The 24,082-nt window shown below is 68.1% G+C and carries 22 protein-coding genes; 9 read left to right on the forward strand and 13 right to left on the reverse strand.

Annotation, left to right across the window (positions count from 1 at the left end):
- Positions 1–11 precede the first annotated feature (11 nt).
- Positions 12–926 (reverse strand): ATP-grasp domain-containing protein, encoded by a 915-nt coding sequence (locus QLQ15_RS07430; RefSeq protein WP_283212192.1) that lies wholly within the window; start codon positions 924–926, stop codon positions 12–14.
- A gap of 120 nt (positions 927–1,046) precedes the next feature.
- On the opposite strand from QLQ15_RS07430, the gene QLQ15_RS07435 reads away from it, so the two are divergent.
- Positions 1,047–1,772 (forward strand): CoA transferase subunit A, encoded by a 726-nt coding sequence (locus tag QLQ15_RS07435; RefSeq protein WP_283212193.1) that lies wholly within the window; start codon positions 1,047–1,049, stop codon positions 1,770–1,772.
- A gap of 38 nt (positions 1,773–1,810) precedes the next feature.
- Positions 1,811–2,443, forward strand: coding sequence for a CoA transferase subunit B (locus QLQ15_RS07440; RefSeq protein ID WP_283212194.1), 633 nt, complete (start codon positions 1,811–1,813; stop codon positions 2,441–2,443).
- A 12-nt stretch (positions 2,444–2,455) separates the two neighbouring features.
- Here the strand turns inward: QLQ15_RS07440 and QLQ15_RS07445 are convergent, their stop codons facing one another.
- Both QLQ15_RS07445 and QLQ15_RS07450 read right to left on the reverse strand, forming a co-directional pair.
- Complete coding sequence (locus tag QLQ15_RS07445) at positions 2,456–4,543, reverse strand: glycoside hydrolase family 99-like domain-containing protein (RefSeq protein WP_283212195.1); 2,088 nt, start codon at positions 4,541–4,543, stop codon at positions 2,456–2,458.
- 7 nt (positions 4,544–4,550) lie between these two features.
- A complete protein-coding gene (locus QLQ15_RS07450; protein ID WP_283212196.1) occupies positions 4,551–6,185 on the reverse strand; it encodes an electron transfer flavoprotein-ubiquinone oxidoreductase in 1,635 nt (544 codons plus the stop codon).
- Between the two features lie 88 nt (positions 6,186–6,273).
- On the opposite strand from QLQ15_RS07450, the gene QLQ15_RS07455 reads away from it, so the two are divergent.
- Complete coding sequence (locus QLQ15_RS07455) at positions 6,274–6,864, forward strand: alpha-ketoglutarate-dependent dioxygenase AlkB family protein (protein WP_283212197.1); 591 nt, start codon at positions 6,274–6,276, stop codon at positions 6,862–6,864.
- 5 nt (positions 6,865–6,869) lie between these two features.
- On the opposite strand, the gene QLQ15_RS07460 is transcribed toward QLQ15_RS07455, so the two are convergent.
- The 4 genes from QLQ15_RS07460 to QLQ15_RS07475 are packed head-to-tail and all read right to left on the reverse strand — an operon-like array spanning position 6,870 to position 10,368.
- On the reverse strand, positions 6,870–7,511 hold the full coding sequence (locus QLQ15_RS07460; RefSeq protein ID WP_283212198.1) for an ABC-type transport auxiliary lipoprotein family protein: 642 nt from the start codon (positions 7,509–7,511) through the stop codon (positions 6,870–6,872).
- Positions 7,508–8,434: an MlaD family protein gene (locus QLQ15_RS07465; protein WP_283212199.1), complete on the reverse strand. Its 927-nt coding sequence runs from the start codon at positions 8,432–8,434 to the stop codon at positions 7,508–7,510. Before QLQ15_RS07465 ends, QLQ15_RS07460 begins: the two co-directional genes overlap by 4 nt.
- A gap of 3 nt (positions 8,435–8,437) precedes the next feature.
- The gene (locus QLQ15_RS07470; RefSeq protein WP_283213957.1) at positions 8,438–9,235 is read right to left on the reverse strand and encodes an ABC transporter ATP-binding protein; all 798 of its coding nucleotides are present in this window, start codon (positions 9,233–9,235) and stop codon (positions 8,438–8,440) included.
- Between the two features lie 14 nt (positions 9,236–9,249).
- Positions 9,250–10,368 (reverse strand): ABC transporter permease, encoded by a 1,119-nt coding sequence (locus tag QLQ15_RS07475; protein WP_283212200.1) that lies wholly within the window; start codon positions 10,366–10,368, stop codon positions 9,250–9,252.
- Between the two features lie 131 nt (positions 10,369–10,499).
- Here QLQ15_RS07475 and QLQ15_RS07480 point away from each other — a divergent pair, with 131 nt between their 5' ends.
- Complete coding sequence (locus QLQ15_RS07480; RefSeq protein ID WP_283212201.1) at positions 10,500–11,750, forward strand: threonine/serine exporter family protein; 1,251 nt, start codon at positions 10,500–10,502, stop codon at positions 11,748–11,750.
- 57 nt (positions 11,751–11,807) lie between these two features.
- Here QLQ15_RS07480 and QLQ15_RS07485 read toward each other — a convergent pair whose 3' ends face one another.
- The 3 genes from QLQ15_RS07485 to QLQ15_RS07495 all read right to left on the reverse strand — a co-directional run bounded on the left by QLQ15_RS07485 (position 11,808) and on the right by QLQ15_RS07495 (position 14,658).
- Positions 11,808–12,182, reverse strand: a complete 375-nt coding sequence (locus tag QLQ15_RS07485; protein ID WP_345782417.1) for an H-NS histone family protein — start codon at positions 12,180–12,182, stop codon at positions 11,808–11,810.
- A 236-nt stretch (positions 12,183–12,418) separates the two neighbouring features.
- A complete protein-coding gene (locus QLQ15_RS07490) occupies positions 12,419–14,131 on the reverse strand; it encodes a proline--tRNA ligase (RefSeq protein ID WP_283212202.1) in 1,713 nt (570 codons plus the stop codon).
- A gap of 116 nt (positions 14,132–14,247) precedes the next feature.
- The gene (locus QLQ15_RS07495; protein ID WP_283212203.1) at positions 14,248–14,658 is read right to left on the reverse strand and encodes a DUF4124 domain-containing protein; all 411 of its coding nucleotides are present in this window, start codon (positions 14,656–14,658) and stop codon (positions 14,248–14,250) included.
- Between the two features lie 229 nt (positions 14,659–14,887).
- On the opposite strand from QLQ15_RS07495, the gene pssA reads away from it, so the two are divergent.
- From pssA to rimI, 3 genes are read left to right on the forward strand one after another with little or no spacing between them, the layout of a single operon-like run.
- Positions 14,888–15,682: a CDP-diacylglycerol--serine O-phosphatidyltransferase gene (gene pssA / locus QLQ15_RS07500; protein ID WP_283212204.1), complete on the forward strand. Its 795-nt coding sequence runs from the start codon at positions 14,888–14,890 to the stop codon at positions 15,680–15,682.
- The gene (locus QLQ15_RS07505) at positions 15,679–16,041 is read left to right on the forward strand and encodes an alanine acetyltransferase (RefSeq protein ID WP_283212205.1); all 363 of its coding nucleotides are present in this window, start codon (positions 15,679–15,681) and stop codon (positions 16,039–16,041) included. The genes pssA and QLQ15_RS07505 overlap by 4 nt, the downstream gene beginning before the upstream one ends.
- Positions 16,038–16,532 carry a ribosomal protein S18-alanine N-acetyltransferase gene (gene rimI / locus QLQ15_RS07510; RefSeq protein ID WP_283212206.1) on the forward strand — a complete coding sequence of 165 codons (495 nt, stop codon included), beginning with the start codon at positions 16,038–16,040 and terminating at the stop codon, positions 16,530–16,532. The genes QLQ15_RS07505 and rimI overlap by 4 nt, the downstream gene beginning before the upstream one ends.
- 173 nt (positions 16,533–16,705) lie before the next feature.
- On the opposite strand, the gene QLQ15_RS07515 is transcribed toward rimI, so the two are convergent.
- The 3 genes from QLQ15_RS07515 to QLQ15_RS07525 all read right to left on the reverse strand — a co-directional run bounded on the left by QLQ15_RS07515 (position 16,706) and on the right by QLQ15_RS07525 (position 21,478).
- Positions 16,706–19,483 carry a valine--tRNA ligase gene (locus QLQ15_RS07515; protein ID WP_283212207.1) on the reverse strand — a complete coding sequence of 926 codons (2,778 nt, stop codon included), beginning with the start codon at positions 19,481–19,483 and terminating at the stop codon, positions 16,706–16,708.
- A 92-nt stretch (positions 19,484–19,575) separates the two neighbouring features.
- Complete coding sequence (locus QLQ15_RS07520) at positions 19,576–19,998, reverse strand: DNA polymerase III subunit chi (protein ID WP_283212208.1); 423 nt, start codon at positions 19,996–19,998, stop codon at positions 19,576–19,578.
- Between the two features lie 4 nt (positions 19,999–20,002).
- Positions 20,003–21,478 carry a leucyl aminopeptidase gene (locus tag QLQ15_RS07525; protein WP_283212209.1) on the reverse strand — a complete coding sequence of 492 codons (1,476 nt, stop codon included), beginning with the start codon at positions 21,476–21,478 and terminating at the stop codon, positions 20,003–20,005.
- A 288-nt stretch (positions 21,479–21,766) separates the two neighbouring features.
- Here QLQ15_RS07525 and lptF point away from each other — a divergent pair, with 288 nt between their 5' ends.
- Together lptF and lptG are read left to right on the forward strand one after the other, a co-directional pair.
- A complete protein-coding gene (gene lptF, locus QLQ15_RS07530) occupies positions 21,767–22,873 on the forward strand; it encodes an LPS export ABC transporter permease LptF (protein ID WP_283212210.1) in 1,107 nt (368 codons plus the stop codon).
- Positions 22,870–23,970, forward strand: coding sequence for an LPS export ABC transporter permease LptG (gene lptG, locus QLQ15_RS07535; RefSeq protein ID WP_283212211.1), 1,101 nt, complete (start codon positions 22,870–22,872; stop codon positions 23,968–23,970). The genes lptF and lptG overlap by 4 nt, the downstream gene beginning before the upstream one ends.
- Positions 23,971–24,082 lie beyond the last annotated feature (112 nt).

Genomic DNA, 24,082 nt, shown 5'->3' on the forward strand with positions numbered 1-24,082 from the left:
CGGCCGCGGCATCAGGCGGAGATGCGGCCCACGCACTCCGCCAACCGGTCCGCGAAGCGCCCGGCACTGCCGGGCGCATGCGCGAAGAACAGCGACGGCTCGCAGAGTTCCAGTTCCAGCAACCGCGGGTGACCGTCCGCATCGCGGATGAGGTCCACGCGCGCGTACAGCGGCGGCGCGTCCAGCTGCAGGGCGTCGACTCCCGCATCCATCACGCGCTGCGCCAGTGCGAACTCGTCCGGTTCCGGGCTGCGTGCGGTGATCGCCTCCGCAGCGAACAGATGCGGCGTCGGGCCCTCGTCCGGCCGCAGCAACGGACCCTTGCGGATCGCATGGCTGAACTCCCCGGCGAAATACATCAGTGCGGTCTCGCCCAGCTCGTCGACCGAGGCCAGGTAGGGTTGCAGCATGGCGCTGCGGTCGGCATCGAGCAGCCGGGCCATGTGATTGGCCGCAGCGAATTCCTGCGTGCGTGAATAGCGTTGCGCGTCCTTCGATCCTGCGCCCACGGTTGGTTTCACCACGAACTCCGCCGCATCCGCATGCGCTGCAAGGAACGCCTGCAACTCGGGAAGCGGCTCCACCTCCGGTTCGACGAAGCGTGTCGCAACGACCGGCACACCGCGCGCCTCCAGCTCGGCCAGGTAATGCTTGTCGGTATTCCAGCGCACCACCGGCAGCGGATTGATCAGCCGCGTCTGCGTGGACACCCGCGTGCACCATGCGAGGAACTCGTCGAGTCGCTGGGTGTAATCCCACGGTGAGCGGAGCAGCGCCGCATCGAAGCGACTCCAGGCGACCGTGGGGTCGTCCCAGGCGCGCACCTGTACCGCGAATCCCCTGGCGGCACAGGCATCCAGCAGCGGTGCGAGGTCGTCATCCAGTCCGGTGGCGGCGATCGCGGTGACAAGGGCGATTCGGGTCATGGCGGAAGTCTAGACGGTCGTCTTGCGGTTGCGGCGTGCGCCATGCCCGAAGGTACGGTGGCCGGGCCGCATGGGCGCGGTAAACTGCCGGGCATTGCGCAGATCCGAAGGGAGTCCGTCATGGCCGCGACGCAAACCGGCGCCCACAAGAACAAGCTCTTTCCCAGCGCCGCCGCGGCGCTCGACGGCATCGTCGCCGACGGGCAGACGCTGGCCGTCGGCGGCTTCGGCCTGTGCGGCATTCCCGAGGCGCTGATCGCCGCGTTGCGCGACAGCGGCGTGAAGGGCCTGACCGCCATCTCCAACAACGCCGGCGTCGATGGCTTCGGCCTGGGCCTGCTGCTGGAAACGCGGCAGATCCGCAAGATGATTTCGTCCTACGTCGGCGAGAACAAGGAATTCGAGCGCCAGTTCCTCTCCGGCGAACTCGAGCTGGAGTTCAATCCGCAGGGCACGCTGGCCGAACGCCTGCGCGCCGGCGGTGCGGGTATCCCCGCCTTCTTCACGCGCACCGGCTACGGCACGGTGGTGGCCGAAGGCAAGGAGACGCGCGAGTTCGACGGCCACCATTACGTGATGGAAACCGCGCTCAAGGCCGACGTCTCGCTGGTGAAGGCATGGAAGGCCGACAAGGCCGGCAACCTGGTGTTCCGCAAGACCGCACGCAACTTCAACCCCGCCTGTGCGATGGCCGGTGCAACCTGCATCGTCGAAGTCGAGCAACTGGTGGAGATCGGACAGATCGATCCCGACCAGGTGCACCTGCCGGGCATCTACGTCGATCGCATCGTCGTCAACGCCACGCCCGAGAAGCGCATCGAACAGCGCACCGTGCGCGTCGCCTGACCCGACGAACAGTCCTTCGAAATACAGGAAGAACGAACATGGCTTGGACCCGCGACCAGATGGCGCAGCGCGCCGCGCAGGAACTCACCGACGGCGCCTACGTCAACCTCGGCATCGGCCTGCCGACGCTGGTGGCCAACTTCATTCCCGAGGGAATGGACGTGTGGCTGCAGAGCGAGAACGGCCTGCTCGGCATCGGCCCGTTCCCGACGGAGGCCGAAGTCGATGCCGACCTCATCAACGCCGGCAAGCAGACCGTCACCGCGCGTGCCGGCGCCAGCTACTTCGGCAGCCACGATTCCTTCGCGATGATCCGCGGCGGCCACATCGACCTGGCCATCCTCGGTGCGATGCAGGTGACTGACCGCGGCGATCTCGCCAACTGGATGGTGCCCGGCAAGATGGTGAAGGGCATGGGCGGTGCGATGGACCTGGTCGCCGGCGTGAAGCGCGTGGTGGTGTTGATGGAGCACACCGCGAAGGGTGGCGAACACAAGATTCTGCCGCAATGCACGCTGCCGCTGACCGGCGTGGGCGTGGTCAACCGAATCATCACCGACCTGGCGGTGATGGACGTGACGGAGCAGGGTCTCAGGCTCGTCGAGCTCGCGCCCGATATCACCGAAGAAGAACTGCGCGAGAAGACCGGCGTGGAGTTCAGTCGCGCCTGAGGCCGCGACCTCTCAGCCGCGACGGGCGAACGCGTACGGCTGGGAGGCGGGAGGTTCGGGCTCGCCGCAGACGCCAGCGGCGCTGCGCACGCGGTAACCCGCGTCGCGCGCTGCAAGCGCAAAGACGCGCTCGATCGCATGCGCGAAGGTCCCGTCGACCTGGCCGGCCTCCGCCTCGAATTCCCAGTCGTCGAGGTGCGCGTCCAGTAGCGGACGAAGCGCCTCCAGGCGCGCCCAGAACATGCTCCCGGAGATGAAGTCGTCGGAGTCCACCTCTGGGGCCGCGATGCCGAGGCGGCTGGCCAGATAACGCACGTTGCCTTCGTTCGCGCCCCAGTAAAACCCCAAGGGCTGCACGTGGCCTTCCGGCGCCACCAGTCCGAGGCCGGAGTCCTCGCGATAGGCACGCACGATGCCATCGACCCGCGAGGGCGACAGAAGGTGCCCGATGAGCTGGCTTCGCCATGCGTCGCCGTCATGGCGGTGCGGCGATTTCTTGGTGTGCAGTTTCAGCACCAGTTGCTCGCCTTCGTTGAGCAGGCGATCCGCCACGCGCAGGAACGGCAGGATGTCGCGTCCGCGGTTCTCCACGGCCTCGATCTCCGCCTCGATGCCGTGCTTGTCGATCATTGCGCGAACCTGCGCGACCTTCTCCGCCGACGTTGTGACGATCACGCGGAAACGGTGTGCACCGGATACGAGCATCCCGATGATCTCGTCGAGCACATCCGGATACCACGCGTGGACCACAAGGCAGGGGCGCAGCAAGGTTGTGTCCGTGGACGTTGGCGTGACCGACCGCGTCAGCGCATCGCGCGTGGCCTGAAGCCACGCATGTCCCAGGCGGGCATCGGGTTCGAGCACGGCGCCTTCGGCCCACTCGTTCCATGCGTTGACGAACACGAGCCGGTCCGACGCGGGTCGGCCCGCAAGGCGTCGATGGATCGTATCGCCCAGCCAATCGCGATAGCGGCGCGGTGCCGAGTGCAGGTACGTACGCCCCGCGCCGGGACGACGCGCCTCGTTGTCCCAGCCGCAGTTCACACCGGGAAACAGGCGGTAGCCCGGCAGCGGGCGCTGCCGATAGTCGTTGGCGAGCTCACGCCAGTCGAGCACCTGGCCGCGGAAATCCGGGTTGATCAGCTGCTGGTCGGCGGTGATGTTGGCGGGCGTGGCGAGGTTCGGCGGGAATTCGACCGCGGCGTCGAAGCCATAATCGGTCGGATCGGCGCGATCGAAACTCTGGGTGTAGGCGATGAAGATCTCGCCGATGCCGTGCTCGTTGCACCACGCCCGCCAGCGCGCGGCGGTGGCCTTGGGCTCGGGAAGCAGGCCCGGGCGATACACCAGCAGCAGCGGCTTCCCATCGACACGCAGGTAGCGACGGTCGCGCAGATACGGCGCGATATGCGCGATGAACGCGAGGTCGTCCTCGGCGCTGTGCTGCTGTCCGATGAGGATGTCGTCCGCGCGGCCGTCCCAGCGACGCGACCAGTTCTCGTTGGCCCAGCACAGGCAGAACGGAAGATCGATCGAGTCGTCCTGCAGCCATTGCTGCAGCGGGGCTTCCAGCAGGGTTTTCCCGCCAAACCAGTAGTAGTAGAAGCAGAACGCGCCGATACCGTACTCGCGCGCGAGCGCCGCCTGGTCGCGCATGACGTGCGGGTTGCGCAGGTCGTAGAAGCCAAGGTCGCCGGGAAGACGCGGCTGCGCATGGCCTTCGAACTGCGGAAGCGCGCGCGACACATTGCGCCACTCGGTGAAACCCTTGCCCCACCACGCGTCGTTCTCGGCAATGGTGTGGAACTGCGGCAGGTAGAACGCGACAAGCGTGGCGGGCAAGGGCGAGGGTAGGGGCTCCTGCCGGCGAGGCACGTGGCCGAGTGCGGGAGCATCGGAGCGTGCGCGAGGGCGGTGCGCGGCCTTCGTGGTATCGGCCTTCTTTCCGCGCGGTCCCTGCGGGAGCGTGTCGGCGAAGCGTTCCAGGTACGACTGGCGCAGCCGGTCGCGCATGCGTTCCGGCATCGGCGTGATGCGGAACGCCGCGCGCAGGCCGTTGAACACTGCGGTGCGAAGGCCCTCTTGCAGGCGCGACGTCATGCGGCGATCACAGGTTCTGGTAATTCGGCCCGGAGCCGCCTTCCGGCGTCACCCAGTCGATGATCTCGTACGGATCCTTGATGTCGCAGGTCTTGCAGTGCACGCAGTTGGCGGCGTTGATCTGCAGGCGCTTGCCCGCTTCGTCCTGCACGATCTCGTAGACGTTGGCCGGGCAGAAGCGCGTGCACGGGTTGTCGTACTCCTCGACGCAACGCGTGATGCAGATGGCGGTGTCGCGCACCTTCAGATGGACCGGCTGGTCCTCATCGTGCTCGGTCGCGGCGTAGTACACGCCCTGCAGGCGGTCGCGCGGTGCCAGTGTGCGGTCCACGTATTCGCGCCTGGGTTCCTCGTGCTCGCCGACCTTGTCCAGCGAGCTCCAGTCGGCCTTGTTCTTCAGCGTCCACGGCGACAGTCCGCCCGTGAGGGTTTCCCATGCGGCGTTGGCCATGCCGAACCAGAAGCCGCGCTTGAAGCCCGGCTTGATGTTGCGCACCTTCTTCAGCTCGGCCATCGCATCGGACGCACGCAGCTTCGCGTCGAAACCCTGCGGCGCCAGTTGCGAACCCGCCAGGTGTTCGGCGGCGAGCATGCCGGAACGGATCGCCTGGTGCGTGCCCTTGATCTTGGGCACGTTGAGCAGGCCGGCGGTGTCGCCGATGAGCAGGGCGCCCGGCATCTCGCACGTCGGCAGCGACTGCCAGCCGCCGGTGACGATCGCGCGCGCGCCGGCGGAAAGAATGGTGCCGCCTTCCAGCAGGGCCTTCACGCTGGGATGGTTCTTCCATTGCTGGAAGGCCTCCCACGGCTTGTACTCCGGATCCTTGTAGTCGAGACCGCTGACATAGCCCAGTGCGATGCGGCCCTTGTCCAGGTGATACAGGAAGCTGCCGCCGTAGGTCTGGTTGTCGGCCGGCCAGCCCACGCTGTGCACGACCTTGCCGGGCTCCACGCGATCCTCCGGCACCTGCCACAACTCCTTGATGCCGATCGAGTAGCCCTGCGGATCGTGGCCTTCGTCCAGCTTGAACTGCCTGACCAGGCGCTTGGTGAGATGACCGCGCGCACCTTCGGCAAGCACCGTGACCCTGGCGCGGATGTCGATGCCGGCGGTGAAGCCGGGCTTGTGCGAACCGTCCTTCGCCACGCCCATGTCGCCGATGCGCACGCCCACCACGGCGCCGTTCTCGTCGTGCAGCGTTTCGGCCGCGGCGAAGCCCGGGTAGATCTCCACGCCCAGTGCCTCGGCCTGCGGTGCGAGCCACGCGCACATCGCGCCGAGGCTGACGATGAAGTTGCCGTGGTTGTGCATGCCCGGCGGCACCATCAGCTTCGTTCCGCCCTCCCTGGAGAGCATCCAGAACTCGTCCTTCTGCACCGGCACGCAGATCGGCGGCGGATTGTCGCGCCAGCCCGGCAGCAGCGCATCGAGCGGCGCCGGTTCGATCACCGCGCCCGACAGGATGTGCGCACCGATGGTGGACGCCTTCTCGATCACGCAGACCGAGATGTCCGGGTTGAGCTGCTTCAGGCGGATCGCGAACGACAGGCCGGCCGGACCGGCGCCGACGGTGACGACGTCGTACTCCATCACGTCGCGTTCGACGGCAGGGGTTTCGGCGTTGTGATCGGGCTGGCTCATGCTGGCTTCCGCGGCGGGCTGATGTCTTCGCTGCAGATTGTCGCGGGTTTGGCTCGCGAGCGCCAAATACGCCGTGCTAGCGTGGCGTATGGTTCTCTCGCCCGTGCCGCTGCCCGATGCCGAACTGCGCTTCGATCCGCACTGGCTGGGCCCGGTCGAGGCCGACGCGCTGCTGGAGGGCCTCCAGGCGCAGGTGCCCTGGAGCGTCCATCGGATCCGCATCTTCGGTCGGGACGTGGATTCGCCGCGGCTGAGCTGCTGGATTGGCGATCCGCAGGCGCATTACCGCTATTCCGGCGCCGATTTCGCGCCGCATCCGTGGCCGGCGCCATTACAGCCGATCCGCGAGCGCCTGCAGGAAACGCTCGGCGTGCGGTTCAACAGCGTGCTGGCCAACCAGTACCGGGACGGTCGCGATGCGATGGGCTGGCACAGCGATGACGAGCCCGAGCTCGGTCCGGAGCCGGTGATCGCCTCGATCAGCCTGGGCGCGACCCGCCGGTTCGCGCTGAAACACCGCCGTCAGCCGGAGCGCGCGCTGGCGCTGGAACTCCCGCACGGCAGCCTGCTGGTGATGTCGGGTGCGACGCAGCGCAACTACCGGCACGCATTGCCGCGCACCACGCGACCCCTCGGGGTGCGCATCAACCTGACGTTCCGCCGGATCCTGTCCCGCTGAGCCGCTCAGCCCTGCGCGGGCGGCCGGTTGCGCCGGTAGGACTCGCCGCTGGTGAGCGTCCAGCCGGCGATGTCGTGGCCGATGTTCTGCAGCGATTGCTCGAACGCATGCGCCACGTCGGGCACCGCCGTCGTCGCGGCGGGCTGCGCCTGCACGAACACTCTCGATGCGGCGACCCGCTGGTCGCTCACGTTCAGCAGCTTCGCGCTCACCTCGATCGTGGCCGAGGGTATGGCCGCCTGGGCGTAATCGGCCTCGAAGCGGCGGATGTCGAGCACGAGCCGGAAATCGCCGGCCATGCCGCTGCCCTGGCGCGCCACGCCCGCGATGCGGCCCGAATCCTCCAGCGTGCGCAGCAGCGTGTCCTGCAGCATGTCCGACGGCGTGCGCGCCCATTGCGCGCCACGGTAGACCTGCAGTTCGCCCGGCGTCGGCCGTACGGCGATGCGCAGGCTGTCGACGATGCGCGCCGCGTTCGGGGGCGCCAGCACCAGCTGCCAGTCCACGCGCGGCCAGTTCGCGTCGGCCTGTACGCGGGGATCGGGCGCATAGATGGTGCTGGTGCTCTTGGGCTTGTCGCTGAGGATCGAGCAGCCGGCGAGGACGATGGCCAGCCCGGCAGCCAACAGGTGTCGTGCGCGCATCATTCGGGTTCGAACTCCTTGGGTGCGTCGCGACCGAGCAGGTAGCGCGTGGGGTTGCCGTCCAGGCGGTCGCTGATGCGGCGCAGGTCGCGCACCAGCGAGCGCAGCTCGGTCAGCGTCGGGCCGAGTTGCGCAAGGCCATCGTTGGCGAAGCTGTGGATCGCGGCGCGGTTCTCGGACAGCACGCCGTTGGCATTGTTGGCGGCCGAATCCAGTCGCGTGAGGGTGCTGTCCAGCTTGGCGATCAGGCCGGGCAGCTTGGCGACGAGCTCGCGATCGACGCTTTCCACCGCGCGGTTGGTGGTGTCCAGCGTGGCCGACAGCTGTTCGCTGGACTTGCGCGCGCTGACGATGAGCGTGCGCAGGTCCTCGCGCTGGTCGGCGATCGAACCGGTCATCGCTTCCACGTTGGCCAGCGTGTTGGACACGCGCTTGACGTTCTCGTCGCTGAGCACCTGGTCCAGGCGGGCGACCAGGCGGTTGGCGGTGTCGGCGATGTTCTGCAGCGCCGAGGCCTCGGTCTGGATGACGGGCACTTCACGGTGATCGACGCTGGCCAGCATCGGGCTGCCGGGACTGCCGCCGGTGAGCTGGATGAAGGGGCTGCCGGTGATGCCCTGGATCGACAGCTTGGCGCGCGTGTCGGTCTTCACCGGCGCGTTGGCCTGCAGGCGCAGCAGCGCGATCACGCGGCGCGGGTCGTCCGGTGCCAGGCTCAGGCGCTGCACCGTGCCCACGGAAATGCCGTTGTACTGCACCGAGCTGCCTTCGGTCAGGCCGGTGACGGGTTCGTTGAACAGCACCGCGTACGTGCGCCATTCCTTTTCGGAGGAGTACTTCGCCGCCCACAGCGCGAACAGCAGCAGCAGCAGCGTGACCAGGATGGTGAAGGCGCCGATGAGGACGTAATTGGCCCGGGTTTCCATGATTCAGCTCGCCGACTCGCGGGTATTGCGTGCGGCACGCGCACGCGGACCGTGGAAGTAGTCCTGTACCCACGGATGATCGAAACGCTCGACCTCGGCCAACGGCGCGCAGACGATCACCTTGCGATCGGCCAGCACAGCGACGCGGTCACAGATAGCGTAAAGCGTGTCGAGGTCGTGTGTGATGAGGAAGACGGTCAGGCCCAGTGCTTCCTGCAGGGTGCGGATCAGCCGGTCGAAGGCTGCCGCGCCGATCGGGTCCAGGCCGGCCGTGGGTTCGTCGAGGAACAGCAGGGGCGGGTCGAGCGCCAGTGCGCGCGCCAGTCCGGCACGCTTGCGCATGCCGCCGGAGAGCTGCGAGGGCAGCTTGTTGAGCGCGTCCGCCGGCAGGCCGGCCAGCTTCACCTTCAGCAGTGCCAGTTCGTAACGCAGAGAGTCGGGCAGGTCGCCGTGGTATTCCTTCAGCGGCACCTGCACGTTCTCGCCCACGGTCAGCGAGGAGAACAGCGCGCCGTCCTGGAACAGCACGCCGGTGTTGCGTTCGATCGCGCGACGCTGCAAGGGATCGTCGCTGAGCGCGTCCATGCCCAGCACCTCGATCTCGCCCGCCTCCGGCTTGCGCAGCCCGAGGATGGCGCGCATCAGCACCGACTTGCCGGTGCCGGAACCGCCGACGATGCCGAGGATTTCGCCGGGCCTCACGTCCAGGTCCAGGTCGTCGTGCACGACCTGTTCGCCGAACCGGTTGACCAGGCCGCGCACGCGCACGATGGGCGTGGCTTCGTCGACATCGGGCCGCATGGGCGCGACGGCGTTCAAACGTTCATCTCCATGAACCAGATCGCGAAGAAGGCATCGAGCACGATCACCATCGAGATCGACTGCACCACGCTGGACGTGGTGCGCTCGCCCACCGACTGCGCGGTTCCTTCCACCTGCAGGCCTTCCAGGCACCCGATCAGGCTGATCAGAAGTGCGAACACCGGAGCCTTGGCCAGGCCGACCAGGAAGTGGCGCAGCTCGATCGTCTCGTGCATGCGCGCCAGGTACTGCTGCGGCGGGATGTCCAGGCTGTACGCGCCCACGGTGAGGCCGCCGAGCAGGCCGAAGATCATCGCGACAAAGGTCAGCAGCGGCAACATCACCAGCAGCGCGAGCATGCGCGGGATCACCAGCAGGTCGATCGGATCCATGCCCAGCGTGCGGATGGCGTCGATCTCCTCGCGGCTCTTCATCGCGCCGATCTGCGCGGTGAACGCGCTGGCGGTACGGCCGGCCAGCACGATGGCGGTGAGCAGCACCGCGAACTCGCGCAGGAAGGAAATGCTGACCAGTTCGACCACGAAGATCTGCGCGCCGAAGTCGCGCAGGATGTTGGCGCCCAGGAACGCAACCACCGCGCCGACCAGGAAACACAGCAGCGCGACCAGCGGCACCGCATCCAGGCCGACCTGCTCCATGTGGTGGACGGTGGCGGTGGGGCGGAAGCGCTGCGGTTCCTTGAACATGCGCAGCAGTTTCATCTGCGCCTCGCCGAGGAAGCCGACCAGCGCCAGCGCTTCCTTCCAGTTGTTGTGCACGGCGCGACCCAGGCGCTCCAGTGCGGCGCTGACGCCGTACTCGCGCTTCCTGCGCGGGCGGTCGTCGGCGACGTCCTCGATCGCGCTGACCAGTGCCTGATGCGACGCGTGGAAGGTGAAGGCGTCCAGGTCGATGCCGTGTCGCCGCGCGAAGCGCAGCAGTTGCAGCACGCCGACCGAGTCCAGGCGCTCGATGCCGGTGGCGTCGACCGATTCGATCGATTCGGGCGTGTCGAGCAGCGCGTCGGCGATCTGGCCGGCGTGGTCGAGGGTCCAGCGGCCGGACAAGCGCAGGCGCGACGGCGCCTGTCCGTCGGTGGCGATCTGCGGCGGGTGCGCGGTCGGTTCGGTCATCGAGCGGCTCTGGGCCTTGCAGGAGGATACCAGCCTTGCGTAACCGGACCCGCGCGAACGGGACGCGAAGGCCGTTGCAGGACGGTGGCGCGCCTGCTGTCACACGACGCGCCCCGTGCGATGCTTCGCGGATGTCGAACCCGCCCCCCTTGAGCGCGGCCAGCTACGCGGCACGCATCAACTTCCTGATCGAGCTGGCCGAGCGGCTGCACGCCTACGGCACCACCGCGCAGCGCCTGGAAGGGGCCATCAGCGCCGTCGCGCAACGCCTGCGTCTGGAATGCGAACCGTGGTCGAACCCGACCGGGCTGATCCTGACCTTTTCCGATCCACAGCGCGGGCCGGGCGAGAGCGACACCACGCGCGTGATCCGCCTGCCGCCCGGCGACACCGACCTGTACCGTCTGGCCGAAACCGACCGCATCGCCGAGGACGTGATGGCCGGTCGCCTCGGACTGGCCGAAGCGCATGCGCAGATGAGCGCGCTCGACCGTCCGCCCACGCGTCGCTCGCGCGCGATGCAGGTGCTGGCGTACGGCCTGGCGGCGACCGCGATCGGCGGCGTGCTGCGGTTGCCGTGGCTCGACATCGCCGTGGCCGGCATCAACGGATTGCTGATCGGACTGTTCGTGCAATTGTCCGACTGGAAAGTGCGCTTCAAGGAACCGCTGGAAGCGGTGACGGCGATGATCGCCTCCGGCGTCACGTTGCTGGTGTCGGCATTCGTCGCGCCGCTCAACCAGAACACCGTCATCATCGCCTCGCTGATCGTGCTGCTGCCGGGCATGGGGCTGACGAACGCGGTGAACGAGCTCACCAGCCAGCACCTGGTGTCGGGCACGGCCCGTTTTGCCGGCGCACTGACGACGGTGCTCAAGCTCGCCATCGGCACCGTGATCGCGTTGTACCTGGCCGACCTGATCGGCCTGCACGCGCAGGTGCGCGCGTCGCGACCGCAACCGGACTGGGTGGAGTGGGGCGCCCTCGTGCTGGCCTCGTTCGCCTTCGCGGTGCTGTTCCGCGCGCATCGGCGCGATTACCCGAAAGTGATGGCCGCCGCTGCCGGTGGTTATCTGATCTCGCGCTTTGGCGGCCAGGCGTTTGGCAGTCCCGCGGGCATCTTCCTCGCCGCGCTGGTGCTGACCGCGGCCGGCAACGCCTATGCGCGCTGGTGGCATCGCCCCGGAGCCATCCTGCGCGTGCCGGGCATCATCATGCTGGTGCCGGGCAGCACCAGCCTGCGTGGGTTGCTGACGCTCATCCAGCAGCAGGACGTGGACGCAGGGCAGGCCGCGCTGCTGGCGGTGCTGAACATCCTGCTGGCCCTCATCGCCGGGTTGCTGTTCGGCAACCTGCTGCTGCCTGCGCGACGGAATCTGTAGCCCAAAAAGAAAAAACCCCGGCATGGCCGGGGTTTCTGCAGGCGTTGTGGCCGGCGCTTACCTGATGAGGAAATCCTCGAGCTTGCGACCGGCGTCGGTATAGGCGGCCAGCCAGCGCGGCTGCTTGCCACGACCGGCCCAGGTTTCTGCGGCATTGGCCGGGTTGCGGTATTTCGGAGCGACCTTGCCCAGCGGCTTGCCGGCCCTGCGCGAAACGGCCTTTTTTGCCGGCTTCGCGGCGCGCGGCGCGGGTGCGCTGCCGCCGCCGAAGAGTTCGGCGATGGTGTATCCCTCGGCCCGGGCCAGTTGGGTCAGTTTCTTGCGTATGACGGCAACCGGCTTGCGCTTGCTCAGCGTGGTCTTGCGCTTCTTCGCCTGGTTGATGAGCGCGTCGAGTTCCTTCGCGGAAAGCGAATCGAGATTGATCGACATAAAAACCTCCGGAGCGGGGTAATCAGGGACTGATCGCGGCCCTGGGCGGGCGCATGTTCCCGATGATAGTCGCCGGGCTCGCGCGGCGTAAACGAAGCGCCGCCATGGGGCTTGGGCCTGCGCAGGTCCGCGCAGGCGTGGATCCACTCTCGAACGGCCGGATTCCGCGGTTTTCGGACGCTTCCGACAATACTGGCGATCCAACCCCTCTCCCGTCGGGAGAGGGGTTTTGGGGTTTACTTGGCCAGTTTCGCGAACACGCCCGCGCGGTCGAGGTTTTCCGCCTCGCTGGCACGACGGTGGCGGTATTCGAACGTGCCCGCCGCCAGGCCGCGCTCTGACACGACGACGCGGTGCGGAATGCCGACCAGTTCCATGTCGGCGAACATCGCGCCCGGGCGCAGGCCACGGTCGTCCAGCGCGGTCTCGATGCCGGCGGCATTGAGTTCGCGGTACAGCGACTCGGCCGCTTCGGTGACGGCGGCATCGCCCTTTGGATTGATCACGCACACCACTGCCTGCCACGGCGCCATGGGCTCCGGCCAGACGATGCCGTTGTCGTCGTGGTTCTGCTCGATCGCCGCCGCGACGATGCGCGACACGCCGATGCCGTAGCAGCCCATCACGGGCGTGGTGGCCTTTCCGCTGGAATCGAGCACGGTGAGCTTCAGGGCTTCGGCGTATTTGCTGCCCAGCTGGAACACATGGCCGACCTCGATGCCGCGCGCGATCTGCAGCGTGCCCTTGCCGTCGGGCGAGGGATCGCCCTCGACGACGTTGCGGATGTCGGCAACCTCGTCGGGTTCGGGCAGGTCGCGCCCCCAGTTCACGCCGGCCAGGTGGAAGCCCTTTTCGTTCGCGCCGACCACGAAGTCGGCCATCGCCGCGACGCTGCGGTCGGCGATCACGCGAACCTTCTTCTTGGCGTTCACCGGGCCGAGGAAGCCCGGTTCGCTGCCCAGGTGTTCGAGGATTTCCGCCTCGTGCGCCGCGCGGTAGCCGGCCAGGCCTTCGAGCTTGCCGAGCTTCACCTCGTTGACCATGTGGTCGCCACGCACCAGCGCCAGCACGAACTGAGCCTCGCCCTGCGCATTGGTACCGACGACGGCGACCGACTTCACCGTGCGGTCCAGCGCGATGCCCATCAGCGCGGCGACGTCCTCGCAGGTCTTCTGGTGTGGCGTGTCGACCTTGTGCATCGTCTCGCGCGCATCGGCGCGCGGGCCGGGCGAGATCGCCTCGGCCAGCTCGACGTTGGCGGCGTAGTCCGAACCGGTGGAGAAGAAGATCGCGTCCTCGCCCGAGTCGGCGAGCACCTGGAATTCGTGCGACACCGCGCCGCCGATGGCGCCGCTGTCGGCCGACACCGCGCGGAACTTCAGGCCCAGGCGGGTGAAGATGCGGCCGTAGGTGTCGTACATGCTGCGGTATTCGCGCCCCAGGTCCTCGTCGGTGACGTGGAAGGAGTAGGCGTCCTTCATCAGGAACTCGCGCGCGCGCATCACGCCGAAGCGCGGGCGGATTTCGTCGCGGAACTTGGTCTGGATCTGGTAGAAGTTGACCGGCAGCTGCTTGTAGCTGGACAGCTCGTTGCGCGCGAAGTCGGTGATGACTTCCTCATGCGTGGGGCCGTAGCAGTACCAGGCTTCCTTGCGGTCCTGCATCTTCAGCAGCTGGCCGCCGAACTTCTCCCAGCGGCCGGTTTCTTCCCACAGCTCCTTCGGCTGCACGGCCGGCATCAGCACTTCGATGGCGCCGGCGGCGTTCATCTCCTCGCGCACCGCGCGTTCGACCTTGCGCAGCACGCGCAGGCCCAGCGGCGACCAGGTGTACAGGCCGGCGGCGAGCTTGCGGATCATGCCGGCCTTCAGCATCAGCTTGTGGCTGATGATCTCGGCTTCGGCGGGGGTTTCCTTGCTGGTGTGGAGGTGAAACTGCGACAGGCGCATCGGCGGAGCTTCGGACGTAGGGAAGCAGCCATTCTGCCATGCGCGCACCGCGTTTCCGGCCATGTGGCCGGGGCGTGCGGTTCGGAAAGGCGCAGGCCGAAGGCCTGCGCGGTGGTTCAGCCGCCGCTGGCGACCGCGGCGTCGCCGCAGTAGGTCTTGATCTGCGCCTGCGCCAGCTCGGTGCGGTTGCCGCGCTCGCTGTCGGTGAGGTTGCGGTCGGGCTTGCCGTCCTTGTCCTCGTCCACGCCCACCGCGCCCGTGCCCTGGAGCACGGCCAGGTTGCTGCGCGCGTTGCTGCAGTTGGCGTTGGCCACCGGCTTGACGATGGGCGCCTGCGCGGGCTGGCCGTCCTTGTTCTGCATCGCGCGGCCCTTGATGACCTGGTCCGGCGGCGGCGAGTCGGAATAGTGCGTGACGCCCTGGGCGTCCTTCCACTGGTACACCTTCTGCGCGAAGGCAGGCGCGGCGAGGACCAGGCACAGGCCGGCGACAAGGCCGGGCAGCAGGCGGAACGACTTGGGCGACATGCGGGCTCCGGGTGGTCGACGCGCGGGGGAATTCCGGCGATTGCAGCACCGTGCCGGCGCCGAGGCAAGCGCCACCGTCGCGGGGCGTCGACATATGTGGTGGGCGTCTCGTTGTCCGCCCGGGCGGAGCGGCGGAAACGGGACGGGGGAATCGGCTCGGCGCGCGGATCGACTTACACTCTAAGGTCCCCGGCGCCCGCGCCGCGACGCCGGCCACCCCCAAGAGCCCATGCCGACCCCGTCCTCCATCGATCCGACCCAGCAGCCCCCGCGCCCGCGCGGCCGCGGCATCTACCTGTTGCCGAACCTGTTCACCACCGGCGGCCTGTTCGCCGGTTTCTACGCGATCATCGCCGCCACCCAGGGACGCTTCGACGATGCCTGCATCGCGGTGTTCGTGGCCGGCATCCTCGACGGACTGGACGGACGCGTGGCGCGCCTGACCAACACGCAGAGCGAGTTCGGCGTGCAGTACGACTCGCTGGCCGACCTGGTGAGCTTCGGGCTTGCGCCAGCGCTGGTGATGTACCACTGGGCGCTGTCCACGACGAAGCTCGACGGTGCCATCCCCGGCAAGATCGGCTGGGTTGCGGCGTTCCTGTATGCCGCCTGCGCGGCGCTGCGACTGGCGCGGTTCAACTCGCAGGTCGGGCAGGTCGACAAGCGCTGGTTCATCGGGCTGGCGAGTCCGGCGGCCGCGGGCCTGGTGGCCAGCTTCGTGTGGACCTGCGACGACCTGGGGTACACCGGCGAACAACTGCGCTACCTCGCGCTGGCCGTGACGGTCGCGGCGGGCCTGCTGATGGTCAGCCGCGTACGCTACTTCAGCTTCAAGGGCGGCGGTCCGCGCCACGACCGCGTGCCGTTCCTGGCGATCATCGTGGTGTTGGCGACGGTCGTCGCCATCGCCATCGACCCGCCGCGCGTGCTGCTCGCGATCGGCGCGCTGTATGCGCTGTCCGGACCGGTACATGCGATCGTGCGCCGACTGCGCCGCACGTCCACGCCCGAGGCGACCTCATGAACGGCACGTGGAGCGCGCAGCAACGCGAATGGCTGCAGGCGATGGGCCACAGCGTGTTTCAGCTGGCCGGTGTGGACGCACCGGATGAAGCGCCTGCGCGCACGCCGGACGCGCTGCGCGAAGCGGCCGGGCTGGTGCCGGAATCCGCACGTCCGGTGCGTCGCGCCGAGGCCGCGCGGCCAGCCGGCAACGGCGACCGCCTGATCCAGGCGGTGTTGCGCGCGGCCGGTGCAGGGGCGGACTCCGCCGCCGTGCTCGCGCTGGTGCCCGACGCCGCCGCCCTGCGCGGCAATGCTGCGGCCAAACGCGCGCTGTGGCCGCGCCTTCGCGGACTGCGCCGGAGCGTGGGCACGCCATGAACGCGCTCGCCGCCGACGCCGGAACCCGCGCGTCCTTCGGCGCGTTGCGGCCCATGCGCGAGGACGACCTCGAGTCGGTACATGCCGTAGAGATCCGCGCGTACGAGTTCCCGTGGACCGTCGGCATCTTCCGTGACTGCCTGCGTGCCGATTACCCCGCCTGGGTGATGCAGCGGGGCGGCCAGATCATTGGTTACTTCCTGATGAGCGTGGCCGCCGGCGAAGCGCACGTGCTCAACATCTGCATCGACCCCGCGTTCCAGGGCCAGGGTCACGGCCGCCACCTGCTGCGCGCGCTGGTGCACATCGCGCGGGGACGCGGCGCGGAACGCGTGTTCCTGGAAGTGCGGCCTTCCAACCGTGGCGCGATTGCGCTGTATCACTCCGAAGGGTTCAACGAGATCGGCCGCCGCCCGCGCTACTACCCCGCGCGCGAGGGTCGCGAGGACGCGCTGGTGATGGCGATCGAGCTGTTGCCGCCGGAGGCGTGATCGCGGCATCTCTGTCAGAGGCTCGCGGTAGTGCCACGCAATACAGCTGCAGCCTTCGCTGGGCATGTCACGGCCATCCATAGCGTCACGTAGCGGGCTTCGGGTCGCCCAGCCCGGCCATCCTGGCCGGGCGTTCTGTCACGCGCGCGGCAGTGCCGCGCAAGCGCGTGCCCTCACCCCAGCTTCGCGCGCTGCGCCGCCAGCGCCTCACGCTGCAGGTTCCAGTCGGCCAGGCGCTTGCGCTCCTGTTCGACCACGGCCGGCGGCGCATTGGCGACGAAGGTCTCGCTGGCCAGCTTGTTGTGGCACTTGGCGATCTCGCCGTCGACGCGCTTGATCTCCTTGTCCAGGCGCGTGCGTTCGGCGCCCAGGTCGACGAGGCCTTCCAGCGGCACCAGCAACTTCAGCCCGCCGACCAGGCCCGTGGCGGCGGCCGGCGAAGCCTCGCCGTCGGCGAGGACGGCGATCGATTCCAGCTTCGTCAGGAAGCGCAGCTGCGAATCGAAACGCGCGACGCGCTCGCGGTCGCTGGCGCTGCAGTCCGCCAGCAGTAGCGGGACGGCCTTCGAGGGCGCGACGTTCAGTTCGCTGCGGATCTTGCGCAGGCCGGTGACCATCGCCTTGAGCCACTCCACGTCGGCATCTGCCGCGGCGTAATCCTGCCCGGCGTAATCGGCCGCCTGCGGATAGGGGCGCAGCATGATCGTGGTCTCGGCAACGCGGAGTTTCGGCGCGATCTGCTGCCACAGCTCTTCCGTCACGAACGGCACCAGCGGGTGCAGCAGCGACAGCAGGCGTTCGAGCACGTACAGCAGCGTGTGGCGCGTGCTGCTCGCGGCCTCGGCGTCATCGCCCTGCAGCGCGGGCTTGGCCAGTTCGACGAACCAGTCGCAGAACTCGTTCCAGGCGAATTCGTACAGCGCCTGCGAGAGCAGGTCGAAACGGTACGAGGCGAAGTGCGTTTCGGCTTCCGTCGCGACCGTGGCCAGGCGCGAGAGGATCCAGCGCTCGGCGTCGGTCTTCGGCTGCGGCGTGCCGATGAAGTTCGCGCCCTCCGTGTTCATCAGCACGAAGCGCGTGGCGTTCCACAGCTTGTTGCAGAAGTTCTTGTAGCCCTCGGCGCGGCCGAGGTCGAACTTGATGTCGCGGCCGTGCGTGGCCAGCGCGGCGATGGTGAAGCGCAGCGCATCGGCACCGAATGCCGGAATGCCTTCCGGGAATTCCTTGCGCGTGGCCTTCTCGATCTTCTCCGCCATCTTCGGCTGCATCAGGCCGCCGGTGCGCTTGGCGACCAGGTCGTCCAGCGAAATGCCGTCGATCAGGTCCAGCGGGTCGAGCACGTTGCCCTTGGACTTGGACATCTTCTGGCCGTGCGCGTCACGGATCAGACCGGTGACGTACACATCGCGGAACGGCACGCGGCCGGTGAAATGGTCGGTCGCCATGATCATGCGCGCGACCCAGAAGAAGATGATGTCGAAGCCGGTGACCAGCACGCTCGACGGCACGTAGCGGTCGAAGCCGCGCTGCGCCATCGCCGGTTCGTTCGGCCAGCCCATCGTCGAGAACGGCCACAGCTGCGAGGAGAACCAGGTCTCCAGCACGTCGCTGTCCTGCGATAGCGTCACGTTGCCGCCGAGGCCGTGCTTCGTGCGGACATCGTCCTCGTTGCGGCCGACGTAGATGTTGCCCTCATCGTCGTACCACGCCGGAATGCGATGGCCCCACCAGAGCTGGCGGCTGATGCACCAGTCCTGGATGTTCTCCATCCAGTGGCGGTAGGTGTTGATCCAGTTGGCGGGGACGAACTTCACGTCGCCCTGCTCGACCAGCTCCAGCCCGCGCGCGGCGAGCGTGTCCATCTTCACGAACCACTGGTCGGTGAGGTAGGGCTCGATCACCTGGCCGGTGCGATCGCCACGCGGAACCTGCAGCTTGTGCGGCTTGGTGTCGACCAGGCGACCTTCGGCCTCCAGGTCGGCGAGCACGACCTTGCGCGCTTCGTAGCGGTCCAGGCCGCGGTACTTTTCCGGCGCGTTGTCGTTGACTGCGGCGACCGGTGTGAAGATGTTGATCAGCGGGAGGTTGTGGCGCTGGCCGACGGCGTAGTCGTTGAAGTCGTGTGCGGTCGTGACCTTGACCACGCCGGTGCCGAACTCGCGGTCGACGTAATCGTCGGCGATGACGGGAATCTCGCGGCCCGTGAGCGGCAGCGTGACGGTCTTGCCGACGAGGTGCGTGTAGCGCTCGTCCTGCGGATGCACCATCACGGCGACGTCGCCGAGCATGGTTTCCGGGCGCGTCGTCGCCACCGTGAGTTCACCACTGCCGTCGCTCAGCGGGTAGCTGATCGACCACAGGAAGCCGTCTTCCTCTTCGTTGACGACCTCCAGGTCGGAGATCGCGGTCTTCAGCACCGGATCCCAGTTGACCAGGCGCTGGCCACGGTAGATCAGGCCGTCCTCGTGCAGGCGCACGAACGCCTCGATCACCGCGTCGGCGGCCATCGGGTCCATGGTGAAGACGCTGCGCGTCCAGTCGCCCGACGTGCCGATGCGGCGCATCTGGCGCTCGATGGTGTCGCCGGACTGCTGCTTCCACTCCCACACCTTCTCGACGAAGCCCTCGCGGCCCAGCGAGTCGCGCGTTTCACCCTTGCCTTCGGCGGCCAGGTTGCGCGAGACCACCATCTCGGTCGCGATGCCGGCGTGGTCGGTACCCATCTGCCACAGGGTGTCGAAGCCGCGCATGCGGTGGTAGCGGATCAGCGCATCCATCAGCGTGTGCTGGAACGCATGGCCCATGTGCAGCGTGCCGGTGACGTTCGGCGGCGGCAGCAGGATGGAATACGGTTCGCCTTCTCCGCGCGGCTGGAATACGCCGCTGCGCTCCCACGCTTCGTACAGGCGGGTTTCGAACTGCTTGGGATCGTAGGAGGAGGCGAGGGACATGGGAGCAGGGATTCGTGATTCGTGGTTCGGGATTCGTAAGAGCGCCGGCCGGGTGGGGCGAATCTCGAATCCCCAATCCCGAATCCCGGCGCTTACATGTCGTACTTCTTCAGTTCCAGCCCGCGCGACTGGTACTGCTTCCAGCGCTCGCGCAGCGGGCCGCGTGCGGAGTCGTCGGCGGGAACGACTTCGAGCACGCGCTCGAAGGTGCCGTCCACCGGCTCGTCGCGCAGGTTGATCACCAGTGCGCGCATCGGCGTGTCGGTCTCGGGCGTGGCGATGAGCACGGGGCTGAGCTCGTCCTCATCGTCGCCGGCCATCTGGTGCGGGATGTAGGCGTCTGCGTCGAACTCCCACAGCAGCTCGTCCAGGCGCTCGGCCTGCTCGGCGTCGCGCGCCAGCACCAGGGTCCACAGGTTGGCGTCGTGCGCCTTGCGTGCCAGCTCGCACACCAGCAAAAGCGGCTCCTCGCGGAACCGCTCCTTCTGGATCAGGTAGAAATCGGCGCGCGCCACGCGGTCAGGCCACGCGGTCCAGCAGCCACTGGCTCAGCAGGCCGACCGGGCGGCCGGTCGCCATGCCCCGCTTGCCTTCGTCCGAGGCCGAACCGGCGATGTCCAGGTGCGCCCAGCGCTGGCCTTCGGCGAAGCGCGAGAGGAAGCAGCCGGCGGTGATCGCGCCGGCCCAGCGGCCGCCGATGTTGTAGACGTCGGCGAAGCTGGATTCCAGCAGGGTCTGGTACTCGTCCCACAGCGGTAGGCGCCAGGCGCGGTCGAAGACATTTTCGCCGGCCTCGAGCAGCTCGTTGGCCAGGTCGTCGTGCTTGCTCATCAGGCCCGAGGCGAACTTGCCCAGCGCGACCATGCAGGCGCCGGTCAGCGTGGCCACGTCCACCAGCGCCTGCGGCTCGAAGCGCTGGGCGTAGGTCATCGCGTCGCACAGGATCAGGCGGCCCTCGGCGTCGGTGTTGCCGACTTCGATGGTCTTGCCGGACATGCTGGTGAGCACGTCGGACGGACGGTAGGCATCGGCGTCGGGCATGTTCTCCACGGCCGGAACCACCACCACGAGGTTGATCGGCAGCTGCATGCCGACGGCGGCGACGAAGGTGCCCATGACGGTGGCGCCACCGCACATGTCGTACTTCATCTCCTCGATGCCGCCCTGCGTCTTGAGGTTGATGCCGCCGGTGTCGAAGGTGATGCCCTTGCCGACCAGCACGTACGGCTTGGCGTCGCCGCCATTGCTGTACTTCAGGACGATGAGCTTGGGCGGATTGGCCGAACCGCGGCCCACGGCCAGCAGCGAGCCCATGCCCAGCTCGGTCATCTGCGCCACGTCGAGCACGTCGCAGGAGGTGGTGGGGAAGCGGCCGGCGAATTCCTGTGCCTGCGAGGCCAGGTAGGCCGGGTTGCAGATGTTCGGCGGCAGGTTGCCCAGCTCGCGCGAGAACTGCACGCCGGCGGCGATGGCCTGGCCGTGTGCGAGGGCCGACGCGTCCTCGCCCAGGATCGACAGCGTGCGCAGGCCCGGCTCGTCCTTCTTGCGCGAGGCGCCGAGCGTGGCGGTATAGCGGTAGCAGGCGTGGTCCGCGGCGATCACCGCCTGGCGGATGTTCCAGGCCTGGTCGCGACCGGCGACCGCGACTTCGGACAGGGTGAACAGTGCCTTGGCGACCGGTCCGCCTTTGAGCGTGCGCGCGGCATCGCCCACGGCCTTGAGGTACTGCGGCACGCCGAACTTGGCGGCATCGCCCAGGCCGATCACCAGCACGCGCGGCGCGGCCACGCCCGGCAGGTCGTGCAGCAGCGCGGTCTTGCCGGTCTTGCCGCTGGCGTCGCCGCGCTCGAGCAGGGCGCGCAGGCGGCCACCACTGGCCTCATCAACAGCCTTCGCCGCAGGCGTCAGGCTGTTGTCGGCGAAGGCGCCGATCACGACGCAATCAGTCTGTGCGGCGGCAGGTGCGTCGCGGTTCAGGTCGAATTCGAGGGCCATCCAACAGATTCCCGAAGCAGATTTGAGGAAGCAGTTCCGTACAATCGAGCGGCTGTGAGGGGGATGCGAAGTCCCGGGCCGCGCATTGCGCAGCCGCCTCACGCCCTCGGACGAACCCCCGATTCTAGCAGGCCGCTGTCCGGGCCCTGCCGGTCGACGGGCGCGCCGGCGGCCGCGCAAGCGGGGGTCCGGCGGGTCGGGCCGGAGCCGGCGATGGGCCGGGCCGGTCGACATGCCGCACGCGCCCGTTCCCTTACCCTGTGACGCAACGCCGCACGAAGCCGACCGATGCCCAAGCTGGACCGCTACCTGATCAGCGAATTCGCCCTGGCCATCCTGGCCACGCTGGTCGTGCTTCTGATCGTCACCGTGGGTGGCGCGTTCACCGACGTACTGCAGGACATCGCCCGCGGCCGCGTGCCGGCGGGGCTGATGCTGGCCCAGCTGGGCCTGGTGCTGCTGAAGTGGCTGCCGCTGATCCTGCCGCTGGCGATGATGCTCGGCCTGATGCTCGGCGTGGGACGCCTCTACCGCGATTCCGAAATGCCGGTGATCGCCTCGATCGGCGTCGGCCCGCGCCGGATGCTGCGCCCGTTGCTGATGGTGGTGGGTCCGCTGGTGGCGGTGGTCGCGGCCTGCTCGCTGTGGCTGGGCCCGTGGGCCGACCGCGTGTCCAAGCAGATGATCAACGATGCCAACCGCAACCTGATCCTCGCGGGCCTTGAGCCGGGCACGTTCACCGGCATCCCCAACGGCGGCGGGGTGATCTATGTGGCGAGCATGTCCAAGGACGGTAGCCAGCTGGGGCGTGTGTTCGTCCACCGCTACGGCGAGGACGGGCGCGTCGATGTGGTCACCGCCAATCAGGGTGAGCTCATCGTCGAGCCGGGCGGCAACCGCTATCTGACCCTGCGCCAGGGCCATCAGGTCGAAGGGCCGCTGGCCGGTGGCAAGGATTTCCGCCTGGTCACCTACGCCAGCAACGAGATCCTGTTGCCCGCGGTCGAAGCGAAGTTCGACCCGCGCGCCCCCGAGATGCTGCCCACCACCGCGCTGTTCGGCGACAGCCGGCGCGAGGCGAAGGCGCAGCTGCACTACCGCATCGCGCCACCGCTGCTGGCGCTGGCCTTCGCGCTGATGGCGGTGCCGCTGGCGCGGAGCATGCCGCGGCAGGCCCGCTATGGCCGCATCGTGGTCGGTTTCCTGGCGTACCTGATCGGGCAGAACCTGATGACTGCCGGCCTGGGCTGGCTGGAGGACGGCAAGATCGCCATACAGCTGGGCCTGTGGTGGCTGTTGATCCCGGTGATGGCCATCGCGCTGTGGCTGTATTTCACCGACGGCAGTCTGGGTAGGCCACGCTCGGGCGTGCGCGCCGCTGGAGCGGCGCCATGAGGCTGCTGCCCAAGATCCACGACACCTACGTCGGCCGCACCGTGCTGGGCACGGTGGTCCTGACCTGGGCGGTGCTCGCCGGTCTGGACGTCATGCTGGGGCTGGTCAGCGAATTCGGCGACATCGGCAAGGGCCGCTATGGCCTGTCGGAAGCCTTCGTCTACATGGCGCTCAGCGTGCCGCGCCGGCTGTATTACCTGTTCCCGTACGCGGCCGTGATCGGTTCGCTGATGGCGCTGGGCCAACTGGCGGCGACCTCCGAACTGACCGCGCTGCGCGCGGTGGGCCTGTCGCGACGACGTCTGGGGTTCGCCGTGGCGGGAGCCCTGGCCATCCTGACCGCGCTGATGGTGCTCAACGGCGAGAAGATCGCGCCGTGGACGCAGCAGCGTGCCGATGCGCTGAAGAGCGCGGCCAAGTCGGGACGCGCCGTGCCGCAGTACACGCAAGGTCTTTGGGCTCGCGACGGTGAGACCATCCTCAACGCCGACAGCGGGCAGGAAATGTCGCGCGGTGCCGAACGCTGGCTGCAGCTGCGAAGCGTCTCGCTGTATCGCGTCGGCGCGGATGGGCGCCTCCAGGAAATCGTGCACGCACAGACCGCCGACCGGCGCGCGAATGGCTGGACGCTGCGCGACGTGACACGCACCCGCATCGGCGCCAACTCGGTGGAGCAGGAACGCCTGCCCACGATGCCGTGGACGTCGCGTCTGGACGCCACGATGCTGACCAGTGGCTCCGATCGGCCGCGCTATCTGTCGGCGGGCGACCTGCGCAGGGCCATCGACTACCGCCGGCGCAACGACCTGGACGCGTCGGAGTTCGAAGAACACTACTGGGGGCGCTGGTTCTATCCGATCAACGTGCTGGCCCTGTGCCTGGCCGCCGTGCCCTTCGCCTTCGGCACGCTGCGCAGTGGCGGCATGGGCAAACGGTTGTTCATCGGCATCGTCTTCGCGCTGGGCTTCTGGCTGCTGCAGACGCAGTTCGTGAAACTCGCCGCGGTCTACAAGTTCGACTACCGCGTTGCGTACCTGTTGCCCACGGTGATCATGCTGGGAGCCTCCGCCTACCTCTTCAAGAAACGGAGTGGGTGAGGCAAGCCGCTTACGCGGCATTGCCGCGTGGCTTGCCGAACGCCCGGCCATGGATGGCCGGGCAGGGCGACCCGAAGCCAATGACGCACCGCCATGGACGGCACGCAATCAC

Source organism: Lysobacter stagni (assembly GCF_030053425.1).
Taxonomy (GTDB): Bacteria; Pseudomonadota; Gammaproteobacteria; order Xanthomonadales; family Xanthomonadaceae; genus Lysobacter_J; species Lysobacter_J stagni.